Origin of the sequence: Streptomyces sp. NPDC006208, from assembly GCF_040613775.1 — a bacterium.
In the GTDB taxonomy this organism is placed as follows: domain Bacteria; phylum Actinomycetota; class Actinomycetes; order Streptomycetales; family Streptomycetaceae; genus Streptomyces.
The window spans coordinates 79,021-92,058 of sequence record NZ_JBEXSW010000009.1 but is presented as its reverse complement, the minus strand read 5'-3'; the positions used below and the strand labels follow the sequence as shown (position 1 = coordinate 92,058).

Annotated in this window: 11 protein-coding genes; all 11 read left to right on the top strand. The window is 70.1% G+C overall.

Annotation, left to right across the window (positions count from 1 at the left end; genetic code table 11):
- Window positions 1-68: 68 nt before the first annotated feature.
- The 11 genes from ABZ208_RS09435 (at window position 69) to sepF (ending at window position 13,027) form a co-directional block, all read left to right on the top strand.
- Window positions 69-1,631, top strand: coding sequence for a UDP-N-acetylmuramoyl-L-alanyl-D-glutamate--2,6-diaminopimelate ligase (locus ABZ208_RS09435; RefSeq protein WP_356908918.1), 1,563 nt, complete (start codon window positions 69-71; stop codon window positions 1,629-1,631).
- A gap of 4 nt (window positions 1,632-1,635) precedes the next feature.
- Window positions 1,636-3,030, top strand: a complete 1,395-nt coding sequence (gene murF / locus ABZ208_RS09430) for a UDP-N-acetylmuramoyl-tripeptide--D-alanyl-D-alanine ligase (RefSeq protein ID WP_356908917.1) — start codon at window positions 1,636-1,638, stop codon at window positions 3,028-3,030.
- Complete coding sequence (mraY, locus tag ABZ208_RS09425; RefSeq protein WP_356908916.1) at window positions 3,027-4,097, top strand: phospho-N-acetylmuramoyl-pentapeptide-transferase; 1,071 nt, start codon at window positions 3,027-3,029, stop codon at window positions 4,095-4,097. Before murF ends, mraY begins: the two co-directional genes overlap by 4 nt.
- Complete coding sequence (gene murD, locus ABZ208_RS09420; RefSeq protein ID WP_356908915.1) at window positions 4,079-5,512, top strand: UDP-N-acetylmuramoyl-L-alanine--D-glutamate ligase; 1,434 nt, start codon at window positions 4,079-4,081, stop codon at window positions 5,510-5,512. Before mraY ends, murD begins: the two co-directional genes overlap by 19 nt.
- A gap of 614 nt (window positions 5,513-6,126) precedes the next feature.
- On the top strand, window positions 6,127-7,428 hold the full coding sequence (ftsW, locus tag ABZ208_RS09415) for a putative lipid II flippase FtsW (RefSeq protein ID WP_356909015.1): 1,302 nt from the start codon (window positions 6,127-6,129) through the stop codon (window positions 7,426-7,428).
- 6 nt (window positions 7,429-7,434) lie between these two features.
- On the top strand, window positions 7,435-8,529 hold the full coding sequence (gene murG, locus ABZ208_RS09410) for an undecaprenyldiphospho-muramoylpentapeptide beta-N-acetylglucosaminyltransferase (RefSeq protein ID WP_328401676.1): 1,095 nt from the start codon (window positions 7,435-7,437) through the stop codon (window positions 8,527-8,529).
- A gap of 14 nt (window positions 8,530-8,543) precedes the next feature.
- Complete coding sequence (locus ABZ208_RS09405; RefSeq protein WP_356908914.1) at window positions 8,544-9,356, top strand: FtsQ-type POTRA domain-containing protein; 813 nt, start codon at window positions 8,544-8,546, stop codon at window positions 9,354-9,356.
- A 285-nt stretch (window positions 9,357-9,641) separates the two neighbouring features.
- A complete protein-coding gene (ftsZ, locus tag ABZ208_RS09400; RefSeq protein WP_356908913.1) occupies window positions 9,642-10,841 on the top strand; it encodes a cell division protein FtsZ in 1,200 nt (399 codons plus the stop codon).
- A complete protein-coding gene (gene pgeF / locus ABZ208_RS09395) occupies window positions 10,838-11,572 on the top strand; it encodes a peptidoglycan editing factor PgeF (RefSeq protein ID WP_356908912.1) in 735 nt (244 codons plus the stop codon). The genes ftsZ and pgeF overlap by 4 nt, the downstream gene beginning before the upstream one ends.
- Before the next feature lie 5 nt (window positions 11,573-11,577).
- On the top strand, window positions 11,578-12,297 hold the full coding sequence (locus ABZ208_RS09390) for a YggS family pyridoxal phosphate-dependent enzyme (protein ID WP_356908911.1): 720 nt from the start codon (window positions 11,578-11,580) through the stop codon (window positions 12,295-12,297).
- Between the two features lie 124 nt (window positions 12,298-12,421).
- The gene (sepF, locus tag ABZ208_RS09385; RefSeq protein WP_328401686.1) at window positions 12,422-13,027 is read left to right on the top strand and encodes a cell division protein SepF; all 606 of its coding nucleotides are present in this window, start codon (window positions 12,422-12,424) and stop codon (window positions 13,025-13,027) included.
- The last annotated feature ends 11 nt before the right edge of the window (window positions 13,028-13,038 follow it).

The following is a 13,038-nucleotide window of genomic DNA, read 5'->3' as shown; positions in this document are numbered from 1 at the left end:
CCGGCGGCCGCCCGGCAGGGACCCCCTCTTTTTCCCCCCGGCCCATTCCGCCCGGTACGCTCACCGCCGTGCCACACGCTGATCAGTACCGAACCGCCCCGCCCCGTCCGGCCGAGGTCCGCCCCACCCCTCTCGGGGTGCTGGCCGACCGTCTGGAGGTCGAGCCGCCCGGTTCCGGTGCGGTCACCGGCATCACCCACGACTCGCGGGCGGTACGCCCCGGTGACGTGTACGCCGCCCTCCCCGGCGCCCGCCTCCACGGCGCCGACTTCGTCGCCCAGGCGGCCGACCTCGGGGCCGGCGCGATCCTCACCGACCCGGCGGGCGCAGAGCGCGCGGCGGCCACCGGCCTGCCGGTCCTGGTCACCGAGAACCCGCGCGGCCGGATGGGCGAACTCGCCGCCGAGATCTACGGACGCCCCGGCGACGCTCTGCTCCAGATCGGCATCACCGGCACCTCGGGCAAGACCACCACGGCATACCTCGTCGAGGGCGGGCTCCGTGCGGCCGGCCGCGCCACCGGCCTGATCGGCACGGTCGAGATGCGGATCGGCGACGAGCGCATCAAGTCCGAGCGCACCACCCCCGAAGCCACCGACCTCCAGGCCCTGTTCGCCGTCATGCGCGAGCGCGGCGTCGAATCGGTCGCGATGGAGGTCTCCAGCCACGCCCTCGTGCTCGGCCGGGTCGACGGCTGTGTCTTCGACATCGCCGTCTTCAACAACCTCAGCCCCGAGCACATGGAATTCCACTCCGGCATGGAGGACTACTTCCAGGCGAAGGCGCAGCTGTTCACGCCGGAGCGCAGCAAGGCCGCGGTCGTCAACCTCGACGACGAGTACGGCCGCCGGCTGGTCAAGGAGGCGTCCGTCCCGGTCACCACCTTCTCCGCGGAGGGCCACCCGGACGCCGACTGGCGCGCCGAGGACGTCGAGGTCGGCTCGCACGGCTCCACGTTCACCGCGGTCGGCCCGCAGGGCGAGCGGGTACGCGCGAAGGCACCGCTGCCGGGTCCGTTCAACGTCGCCAACACACTGGCCGCCGTCGTCACCCTCGCCGTCGCCGGCATCGACCCGCAGACCGCCGCCGACGGCGTCGCGGCCGTTCCCGGCGTACCGGGCCGTCTGGAGCGCGTGGACGCGGGCCAGCCGTACCTCGCGGTCGTCGACTACGCCCACAAGACCGACGCCGTCGAATCGGTCCTGCGTTCCCTGCGCAAGGTCACCGGTGGCCGGCTGCACATCGTGCTCGGCTGCGGCGGCGACCGCGACACGACCAAACGCGGCCCGATGGGCGCCGCCGCAGCGCGGCTCGCCGACACCGCCGTACTGACCTCCGACAACCCCCGCTCCGAGGACCCGCTGGCGATCCTCGCCACGATGCTCGCGGGCGCCGCCGAGGTGCCGATCCACGAGCGCGGTGACGTCCTGGTCGAGGCCGACCGGGCCGCGGCCATCGCCGCAGCCGTCGCCCGGGCGGAGCCCGGCGACACCGTGCTGGTCGCCGGCAAGGGGCATGAGCAGGGCCAGGACATCGCCGGAGTGGTCCGCCCGTTCGACGATCGTGAGGTCCTTCGCGCAGCCATCGAAAACGCAGCACGCCGCGCCCATCAGCACGAGAATCAGGGATGACCCAGTGATCGCCCTCACCCTCGCCGAGATCGCCGAAATCGTCGGCGGGCAGACGTACGACATACCGGATCCGGGCGCCCGGATCACCGGGCCTGTCGTGATCGACTCCCGAGCCGTCGAACCCGGCAGTCTCTTCGCCGCCTTCCACGGCGAGAACGTCGACGGCCACGACTACGCGGAGCGCGCGGTGGCGGCGGGTGCTGCTGCCGTGCTGGCCGCCCGCCCCGTGGGCGTACCCGCCATCGTCGTAGACGACGTACAGAGCGCCCTCGGGCGGCTGGCCCGTGCCGTCGTCGAACGGCTCGGCACCCAGGTCGTCGCGCTGACCGGCTCGGCCGGCAAGACCAGCACCAAGGACCTGATCGCCCAGGTGCTCCAGCAGAAGGCGCCCACCGTCTGGACGCCGGGCTCCCTCAACAACGAGATCGGGCTGCCGCTCACCGCGCTGCGCGCCACCGAGGAGACCGAGCACCTCGTCCTGGAGATGGGGGCGCGCGGTATCGGCCACATCCGGTACCTCACCGAGCTCACCCCGCCCAGGATCGGCCTGGTGATCAACGTCGGCACCGCCCACATCGGCGAGTTCGGCGGGCGCGAGCAGATCGCCGAGGCCAAGGGCGAGATGGTCGAGTCCCTCCCGGCCGACGGCGTCGCCGTCCTCAACGCCGACGACCCGCTGGTGCGGGCCATGGAATCCCGGACAAAGGCCCGTGTGCTGCTCTTCGGCGAGTCCGAGGACGCCGCCGTACGCGCGGAGAATGTCCGGCTCACGGAGCTCGGACAGCCTGCCTTCACACTCCACACACCCACCGGGTGCAGTGACGTGACCATGCGGCTGTACGGTGAGCACCACGTGTCGAACGCGCTCGCCGCGGCCGCCGTCGCCCATGAGCTGGGCATGTCCGTCGACGAGATCGCCCGTGCGCTCTCCGAGGCGGGCACCCTCTCCCGCTGGCGTATGGAGGTCACCGAGCGTCCGGACGGCGTGACGGTCGTCAACGACGCCTACAACGCGAACCCCGAGTCCATGCGTGCCGCGCTGCGCGCGCTGGCCGCCATGGGCAAGGGGCGTCGTACGTGGGCGGTGCTGGGCCGGATGGCCGAGCTCGGGGACGAGGCGCTCGTCGAGCACGACGCGGTCGGACGGCTTGCCGTCCGGCTCAACGTCAGCAAGCTCGTAGCGGTCGGGGGCAGGGAAGCGGCCTGGTTGCAGCTGGGCGCTTATAACGAGGGTTCGTGGGGTGAGGAGTCGGTGCACGTGTCCGACGCGCAGGCGGCTGTCGACCTGTTGCGCAGTGAGTTGCGCCCGGGAGACGTCGTGCTGGTGAAGGCTTCCAGGGCGGTGGGACTGGAGCGGGTCGCCGAGGCTCTGCTCGAGGGTGAGGGTGCCGTCCGATGAGGCAGATCCTCTTCGCGGGAGCCATCGGTCTCTTCCTGACCCTGATCGGTACCCCGCTGCTGATCAAGCTGCTGGCCCGCAAGGGATACGGGCAGTTCATCCGCGACGACGGCCCGCGCAGCCACGGCAGCAAGAAGGGCACGCCCACCATGGGCGGCATCTCCTTCATCCTGGCCACGCTCGTCGCGTACGCGCTCGCCAAGGTCATCACCGGTGAGGACCCGACCTTCTCGGGTGTGCTGGTGCTGTTCCTGATGGCGGGCATGGGCCTTGTCGGCTTCCTGGACGACTACATCAAGATCGTCAAGCAGCGTTCGCTCGGTCTGCGGGCCAAGGCGAAGATGGCCGGCCAGCTGATCGTCGGTATCGCCTTCGCCGTGCTGTCACTGCAGTTCGCCGACAGCCGCCACCAGACCCCCGCCTCCACCAAGCTGTCGTTCATCACGGACTTCGGCTGGTCGATCGGCCCGGTGCTGTTCGTCGTCTGGGCGCTGTTCATGATTCTCGCGATGTCCAACGGCGTGAATCTGACCGACGGTCTGGACGGCCTGGCCACCGGCGCTTCGGTGATGGTCTTCGGCGCGTACACGTTCATCGGGCTCTGGCAGTTCCAGGAGTCCTGCGCCAACGCCGTGACGCTGACCAACCCCAACGCCTGCTTCGAGGTACGGGATCCGCTCGACCTCGCGGTCGTGGCCTCCGCCCTGATGGGCTCCTGCTTCGGCTTCCTGTGGTGGAACACCTCACCCGCCAAGATCTTCATGGGCGACACCGGGTCGCTCGCGCTCGGTGGAGCGCTCGCGGGTCTGGCGATCTGCTCCCGTACGGAGCTCCTGCTGGCCCTCCTCGGCGGACTCTTCGTCCTGATCACCATGTCCGTGGTCATCCAGGTCGGCTCGTTCAAGATGACCGGTAAGCGTGTCTTCCGGATGGCGCCGCTCCAGCACCATTTCGAACTCAAGGGGTGGTCCGAGGTCCTTGTGGTGGTCCGCTTCTGGATCATCCAGGGCATGTGCGTCATCGTGGGTCTGGGGCTCTTCTACGCAGGATGGGCAGCCGACAAGTGAGTGACCGGGACTGGCAGGGCAAGCGGATCACCGTCGCGGGTCTCGGCGTGAGCGGCATCAGCGCCGCCCGCGCCCTGGCCGGCCTCGGTGCATCGGTCACCGTCGTGGACGGCGGCGACAGCGAGGAGCACCGCGCCCGCGCGGCCGAACTGGCCGAGCTGGGGATCACCGTGCGCCTCGGCGACGCGCAGACCCTTCCCGAGGGGACCGACCTCGTCGTCACCTCGCCCGGCTGGAAGCCGTCCAGCCCGCTCTTCGCAGCCGCTGCGCAGGCGGGTGTGGACGTGGTCGGCGATGTCGAGATCGCCTGGCGGCTGCGCGGCCCGGACGCCGCTCCGTGGCTCGCGATCACCGGTACCAACGGCAAGACGACCACGACGCGGATGCTCGCCTCGATCCTGTCGGCCGCGGGGCTGCGTACCGCCGCGATCGGCAACATCGGCACCCCGATCATCGACGTGGTCGTCGGCGACGAGCCGTACGACGTGCTCGCCGTCGAACTCTCCAGCTACCAGCTGCACTGGGCGCCCTCGCTGCGCGCCCACTCCGGCGCCGTGCTCAACGTCGCACCCGACCATCTCGACTGGCACGGCTCCATGAAGGAGTACGCCGCCGACAAGGGCCGGATCTACGAGGGCAACTCGGTCGCCTGCGTCTACAACGTCGCCGATCCCGCCACCGAGGACCTCGTGCGCGAGGCGGACGTCGAAGAGGGCTGCCGTGCCATCGGCTTCACCCTCCGTACGCCCGGCCCCTCCCAACTCGGCGTCGTGGACGGGATCCTGGTGGACCGGGCGTTCGTCGAGAACCGGCACAAGCAGGCCCAGGAACTCGCCGAGGTCACGGACATCGACCCGCCCGCCCCGCACAACATCGCCAATGCCCTTGCGGCGGCGGCGCTTGCGCGGGCGTTCGGCGTCGCACCGGCCGCGGTACGCGAGGGGCTGCGCAACTTCCGCCCTGACGCGCACCGCATCGAGCGCGTCGAGGAGGTCGCGGGCGTCACGTACATCGACGACTCGAAGGCCACCAACACCCATGCCGCGGAAGCCTCTCTGGCCGCCTACGACCCGATCGTGTGGATCGCGGGGGGACTTGCCAAGGGTGCGACCTTCGACGAGATCGTCGAGAAGTCCGCACCGCGGCTGCGCGGTGTGGTGCTGATCGGGGCGGACCGTGCTCTCGTGCGGGAAGCCCTCGCGCGACACGCGCCCGAAGTCCCGGTCGTCGAGCTCGACCGGACCGACACTGGGGCGATGTCCGCGGCGGTCCGCGAAGCGGCGCAGCTCGCCCGGCCGGGAGACACGGTTCTGCTGGCCCCGGCGTGCGCCTCGATGGACATGTTCGCCAACTACAACAAGCGAGGCGAGGCCTTCGCGGACGCGGTCCGCGCCCTCGCCGACGAGCGCGCCTGACCGGCCCACCTCCGCGCCGCCCAGGATTCCCGGCAGCGCGCCAGGCACGACTGGAGGGGACAGCGACCATGCAGGCCAATCCGCCCCGTCCCGGGGCATCTGCGCCCGAGGCGGGCGTTCCCGACCCGGTGCCGCGTCATGCGGGCACCCGGCCCGCTGCGGCGCCCCGGACCGGGCTGCCGACTCCACCCGTGCCTGCTGAATCCGTCACCGCACCGGGCGCGGCCGCGCCCGGTGACGCCGTGTGTGAGGCCCGGTCCGGGCGCGTGCCGTCGGCTCAGCGGAACGGCCCGGTCGACGCCGTTGTGCCGGGCGACGGCGCCGGAGCGGCGCCCGGCGCCTTCGCCGACGGTGGCCTCCGGCCCAGGCATGTGCCCCAGGCGCCGGAGGCCGGGCGAACGGCCCCTCCCGGCGTGGGACAGCGCGGCGAAGCCGCGCCCCTCGCCGCCGACGGCACCACCCGGTCCAGGGGCCTGCTCCCGGCGGCTCGGCGGCGCCCCCTCGCGGGCGCCTGGAGGGCCCTCGGGTGCCTCCTCGTTCCCGTACCCGTGCCCGCCCTCGCCGGCCCGGCCGGTGTGGCCGGTGTGGCCCTGCGCGGCAGAGGCGGGGCCGTTGTGCGGCGGCTGCCGGCGGCCCGGGGCGGGAGCGCCTCCGGGTCCGGCGCGCCCCGGCCGCCCCGCGGCAGCGGCGTCCGGCGGCTGTACGAGCAGGCGCGGCGGGCCTGGGACCGGCCGCTGACCGCGTACTACGTGATCCTCGGCAGCAGCCTGTTCATCACCGTGCTCGGCCTGGTGATGGTCTACTCCGCCTCGATCATCAAGGCGCTCGAGCTCTCGCTGCCCGCCACGTACTTCTTCCGCAAGCAGTTCCTGGCCGCCGTCATCGGCGCCGTGCTGCTGCTGCTCGCCTCCCGGATGCCCGTCAAACTGCACCGGGCGCTTTCCTACCCTCTCCTGGTGGGCGCGGTCTTCCTGATGGTCCTCGTCCAGGTTCCCGGGATAGGGCATTCGGTCAACGGCAACCAGAACTGGCTCTACCTCGGCGGCCCGTTCCAGCTCCAGCCCAGTGAGTTCGGCAAACTCGCGCTGATCCTGTGGGGCGCGGACCTGCTCGCCCGCAAGCAGGACAAGCGGCTGCTGACCCAGTGGAAGCACCTGCTCGTGCCGCTCGTCCCGGTCGCGTTCCTGCTGCTCGGTCTGATCATGCTCGGCGGTGACATGGGCACCGCCATCATCCTGACCGCGATTCTTTTCGGTCTGCTGTGGCTGGCCGGAGCCCCCACCCGCCTTTTCGCCGGCGTACTCGCCGTCGCCGCTTTCGTCGGTTTCGTACTGATCAGAACCAATGAGAACCGGATGTCGAGGCTGTTCTGCGTCGGCGCGATCGATCTCGGCCCCAAAGGCGAGTGCTGGCAGGCCGTGCACGGCATCTATGCTCTTGCCTCCGGCGGATGGTTCGGTTCCGGTCTCGGTGCAAGTGTGGAAAAATGGGGCCAACTACCCGAACCGCACACCGATTTCATCTTCGCCATCGCCGGTGAGGAACTGGGTCTGGCGGGGACTCTGTCGGTGCTCGCTCTGTTCGCGGCTCTAGGCTATGCGGGTATCCGCGTGGCCGGACGCACGGAGGACCCCTTCGTGAGGTACGCAGCGGGAGGTGTGACCACCTGGATCACGGCCCAGGCCGTGGTCAACATCGGTGCGGTGCTCGGCCTGCTGCCGATCGCCGGAGTCCCGCTGCCGCTGTTCTCCTACGGAGGATCGGCACTGCTGCCGACGATGTTCGCCGTCGGGCTGCTGATCGCCTTCGCGCGAGAGGATCCCGCCGCGAAAGCGGCCCTGGCCATGCGGAGGCCCGGGGTGAGATGGAAGACGATGAGACGGCGCGTCAAGCAGCGTCCGTCCGGAGAGCGGTGAATTTCGGTGCATGTCGTACTCGCCGGTGGGGGGACCGCCGGCCACATCGAGCCCGCGCTCGCCCTCGCGGACGCACTGCGCAGGCAGGACCCGACCGTGGGTATCACGGCCCTCGGCACGGAGCGGGGCCTGGAGACCAGGCTCGTACCCGAGCGCGGCTACGAGCTGGCGCTCATCCCTGCCGTTCCGCTGCCGCGCAAGCCCACGCCCGAGCTGATCACCGTCCCCGGACGGCTGCGCGGCACGATCAAGGCCGCCGAGCAGATCCTGGAGCGCACCAAGGCGGACTGTGTCGTCGGCTTCGGCGGCTATGTCGCGCTGCCCGGCTATCTGGCCGCCAAGCGCCTCGGAGTGCCGATCGTCGTCCACGAGGCCAACGCCCGCCCCGGACTCGCCAACAAGATCGGGTCGCGGTACGCCGCCGGGGTCGCCGTCGCCACTCCGGACAGCAAGCTGCGGAACGCCCGCTACATCGGCATCCCGTTGCGCCACTCCATCGCGACGCTGGACCGCGCCCGGGTGCGGCCCGAGGCGCGCGCGGCCTTCGGGCTCGATCCCAACCTGCCGACGCTGCTGGTCTCCGGCGGCTCGCAGGGCGCACGCCGGCTCAACGAGGTGATCCAGCAGATCGGCCCGGTGCTCCAGCAGTCCGGCATCCAGGTCCTGCACGCGGTCGGCCCGAAGAACGAACTGCCGCGCGTGGACAACATGCCCGGCATGCCGCCGTATGTCCCGGTACCGTACGTGGACCGGATGGATCTCGCGTACGCCGCGGCCGACATGATGCTGTGCCGTGCGGGCGCCATGACCGTCGCCGAACTCTCCGCAGTGGGGCTGCCCGCCGCGTACGTACCGCTGCCGATCGGCAACGGCGAACAGCGGCTGAACGCCCAGCCGGTGGTGAAGGCCGGCGGCGGACTGCTGGTCGACGACGCCGAACTGACCCCTGAGTGGGTCCAGGGCAATGTGCTTCCGGTTCTTACCGATCCGCACCGGTTGTACGAGATGTCCCGCGCGGCCGCGGAGTTCGGCCGCCGGGATGCAGATGATCTGCTTGTCGGAATGGTGTACGAGGCGATTGCGGCACGCCGTAAGGCGTGAGAAGGCAGGGGAGCGTGGCCGGACCGACCACCGCCGAACGCGGTGCACACAAACCCCCGAACACCGGGGACGGTTCGGCCCGCTCGCCGCTGGGCGGGGCTCCGAGGGGCCGGCTGCGAGTGCCGGGACCGCGCTCCCTGCTGATCGCCGTCGCCGTGGTCCTGTTGGTCGCGGCGACGATCTGGGTGCTGTACGGCTCCCCTTGGCTGCGCGCCGAGCGGGTGCGGACCACCGGCACGGACCAGCTGAGCGAGCACGAAGTGGAGGCCGCGGCCGCCGTGCCGCTCGGGGCGCCCCTCATTTCCGTCGACACGGACGCCATCGAGGCCCGGCTGCGGCACAAGCTGCTTCGGGTCGACTCGGTGGAAGCGACCCGGTCGTGGCCGCACGGAATCGATCTGAAGGTGACCGAACGGCAGCCGGTTCTGCTGTTGAAAAAGGGATCGAACTACGTCGAAGTGGACGCGAACAGCGTCCGATTCGCGACCGTGGACCCGTTGAAGGCGCCCAAGCGCGTACCCGTGCTGGAGCTGGCGGCCGATGGCTCCCCGAGTCTGAAGCGCTTCGGGTCCGACAGGCTGGTGGCCGAGGCGGTTCGGGTCCGCGCCGACATCCCGGCAACCGTCGCCGCCGACACCCGGGTCGTCACCGTGCGCTCGTACGACGCCATCTCCCTGGAGTTGAGCGGGGATCGCACCGTCGTGTGGGGCAGCTCGGAGGACGGCGCGGCGAAGGCCCGCTCACTCGTCGCGCTGATGAAAGCCGCGCCCAAGGCCCGCCACTTCGATGTGAGCGCCCCCACGGCTCCATCCGTATCGGATAGTTGACGCACATTCGTGCTGGCCAACACCCTGGTTGGTCATGGCACAGCGTGATCACATAGGGTGAAAAGAAAAACGGGAGGTTCGGCGTGTTCGTTGAACGCGCGCCACTTGTCGACTTAGTGTCCTGTTCGGAAGAGTCCAGGGAACAGACACACTGGTAACCCTAAACTTCAGCGTTAGGGTTCGGGTCGGCAATCAGGCTGGTCGGGCCGTCCCCATTCGACATCAGTCGTCGCAGCGCAGCCCAGCGAGGCGGCGACACGTAACTCGAGGCGAGAGGCCTTCGACGTGGCAGCACCGCAGAACTACCTCGCAGTCATCAAGGTCATCGGTGTCGGCGGCGGTGGTGTCAATGCCATCAACCGAATGATCGAGGTCGGTCTCAAGGGTGTCGAGTTCATCGCGATCAACACGGACGCGCAAGCGCTGTTGATGAGCGACGCCGACGTGAAGCTCGACGTCGGCCGTGAACTCACCCGGGGCCTCGGTGCCGGAGCCAATCCGGCAGTCGGTCGCAAGGCGGCAGAGGACCACCGCGAGGAGATCGAAGAGGTCCTCAAGGGGGCCGACATGGTCTTCGTCACCGCCGGCGAAGGCGGTGGCACCGGCACCGGCGGCGCGCCCGTGGTCGCGAACATCGCCCGCTCGCTGGGCGCGCTGACGATCGGCGTGGTCACCCGCCCGTTCACCTTCGAGGGCCGCAGGCGCGCGAACCAGGCGGAGGACGGCATCGCCGAGCTCCGGGAAGAGGTCGACACCCTCATCGTGATCCCCAACGACCGGCTGCTGTCCATCTCGGACCGCCAGGTCAGCGTGCTGGACGCGTTCAAGTCCGCGGACCAGGTGCTTCTGTCGGGTGTCCAGGGCATCACGGACCTCATCACGACGCCCGGCCTCATCAACCTCGACTTCGCCGACGTCAAGTCCGTGATGTCCGAGGCGGGATCGGCGCTCATGGGCATCGGCTCGGCCCGCGGTGACGACCGCGCGGTGGCCGCCGCCGAGATGGCGATCTCCTCGCCGCTGCTGGAGGCGTCCATCGACGGCGCCCGCGGTGTGCTGCTGTCCATCTCCGGTGGTTCGGACCTCGGTCTCTTCGAGATCAACGAGGCCGCCCAGCTGGTCAGCGAGGCGGCCCACCCCGAGGCGAACATCATCTTCGGCGCCGTCATCGACGACGCGCTCGGGGACGAGGTCCGGGTCACGGTCATCGCGGCCGGCTTCGACGGCGGACAGCCGCCGGCCCGCCGGGAGAACGTGATCGGCTCCGCGTCGGCCAAGCGCGAGGAGCCGGTGGCCCCGTCCCGCGCCGAGAGCTCCCGTGCGTCGGGCCTCGGCACCGTTCCGGTCCGCGAGGAGCCCGCGCTCCCGGCCGAGCCGGCCACGGCGGCGAACGACCTCGGCCAGGGCGGATCGCCGCAGGTTCCCTCGGCCCGCCCGTACGACACCCAGGCCGAAGAGCTGGATGTCCCGGACTTCCTGAAGTGACAGTGCAGCACGACGCGATACACGGGAGCGGCGCGCACTTCGCCTTCACCGACCGGTGGGGCGGGGTGAGCGCCGCTCCGTACGAGGAGCTCAACCTCGGCGGAGCGGTCGGCGACGACCCGGACGCCGTACGGGCCAACCGGACGATCGCCGCGAAGTCGCTAAACCTCGATCCCGCCGGGGTGGTGTGGATGAACCAGGTCCACGGCAACGACGTCGCCGAGGTGGACGGGCCGTGGACCACCATGGACCCCCCGGCGGTGGACGGCCTGGTCACCGCGCGACGCGGGCTCGCACTCGCCGTGCTCACCGCGGACTGCACCCCTGTACTGCTCGCCGATCCGGTCGCGGGGGTCGTGGGTGCGGCGCACGCCGGGCGGCCCGGAATGATCGCCGGCATCGTCCCGGCGACGGTCGCGGCGATGACGTCTCTCGGGGCCGAACCGGAACGGATCGTCGCCCGCACCGGACCGGCCGTCTGCGGTCGCTGTTACGAAGTACCCGAGCAGATGCGGGCAGACGTGACCGCAGTCGAACCCGCCGCCTGGTCCGAGACCAGCTGGGGTACGCCGGCCGTCGATGTCACCGCCGGGGTGCACGCCCAGCTCGAGGCGCTCGGGGTGCGCGCCCGGCAGGCGTCGCCCGTCTGCACACTGGAATCGGAAGACCACTACTCGTACCGCCGCGACCGCACCACCGGGCGGCTCGCCGGATATGTCTGGCTGGACTGAGAGAGATGACGGACCGCAGAACCGAACTCGCTGCGAACCTGGCGGCGGTGGAGGAACGTATCGCCTCCGCGTGCGCGGCCGCGGGCCGCAAGCGCGAGGAGGTGACCCTGATCGTGGTCACCAAGACCTATCCCGCCGAAGATGTGCGTCTCCTCCACGAGTTGGGCGCTCGCCATGTGGCGGAGAACCGTGATCAGGACGCGGCCCCGAAGGCAGCGGCATGCGCCGATCTGGATCTCGTCTGGCACTTCGTCGGTCAGTTGCAGACCAATAAGGTCCGTTCTGTGGCGAGTTATGCCGACGTTGTGCAGTCGGTCGACCGCCTCAAGCTCGCTTCGTCACTGTCTGCTGCCGCGGTGCGAGCGGAGCGTGAACTGAGCTGTCTGATCCAGGTGGCGCTCGACGCGGAGTCGGGGGATGCCGGAGGCCGCGGTGGTGTGGCGCCGGGCGGCGTCGAGGAGTTGGCTGCGGCGATCGACGGCTCGCCGGGACTGCGGCTGGGCGGACTGATGACCGTCGCGCCGCTGGCCGGACCGTACGCGGGACGGCAACAGGCGGCGTTCGAGCGGCTGATGGAAATCTCGGCAAGCCTGCGCGCGGGCCATCCTGCTGCGAACATGGTGTCAGCAGGGATGAGTGCGGACCTCGAACAGGCCGTGGCGGCAGGAGCGACACATGTGCGCGTCGGCACTGCGGTACTCGGAGTCCGACCCCGGCTCGGGTAACGTCGCGAAGCAAGTCGGACCACAGTAGAAAATATGGTCATTACCGCCCAAAAGCGGGCAGACCGTGTGGATCGAGGGCACTTGGTGACAATGCCGATCCACCACAGAGCGGAGGACTCAGAGAATGGCCGGCGCGATGCGCAAGATGGCGGTCTACCTCGGCCTCGTGGAGGACGATGGGTACGACGGCAGGGGCTTCGACCCCGACGACGACTTCGAACCCGAGCCGGAGCCGGAGCGTGAGCACCGGCGGCACCAGCCCCCGCACCAGGTGGAGCGGGAGGAGCCGGTACGGGTGGTGACGCCGCCCGTGCAGCGTGATCCAGTACCTCTTCCCGTCGAGAGCGGGCGCCCGGCGCGAATCGCCCCCGTGGCATCCATCACACCTGAACGCCCGAGCCTGGAGAAGAACGCGCCTGTGATCATGCCGAAGGTCGTGTCCGAGCGGGAGCCGTACCGCATCACCACGCTGCATCCACGGACCTATAACGAGGCCCGTACCATCGGGGAACACTTCCGCGAGGGCACCCCGGTGATCATGAACCTGACTGAGATGGACGACACGGATGCGAAGCGACTTGTCGACTTTGCCGCGGGACTCGTCTTCGGTCTGCATGGCAGCATTGAGAGGGTGACGCAGAAGGTGTTCCTGTTGTCTCCTGCTAACGTCGATGTCACGGCGGAGGACAAGGCCCGCATCGCTGAGGGCGGATTCTTCAACCAGAGCTGAGAAACGACACC

What these genes read in the sequence shown, in the direction of transcription:
- mraY (WP_356908916.1), top strand. Translation starts at nt 3,027, where the DNA reads ATGAGGCAGATCCTCTTCGCGGGAGCCATCGGTCTCTTCCTGACCCTG.
- murD (WP_356908915.1), top strand. Translation starts at nt 4,079, where the DNA reads ATGGGCAGCCGACAAGTGAGTGACCGGGACTGGCAGGGCAAGCGGATC.
- ABZ208_RS09390 (WP_356908911.1), top strand. Translation starts at nt 11,578, where the DNA reads ATGACGGACCGCAGAACCGAACTCGCTGCGAACCTGGCGGCGGTGGAG.
- sepF (WP_328401686.1), top strand. Translation starts at nt 12,422, where the DNA reads ATGGCCGGCGCGATGCGCAAGATGGCGGTCTACCTCGGCCTCGTGGAG.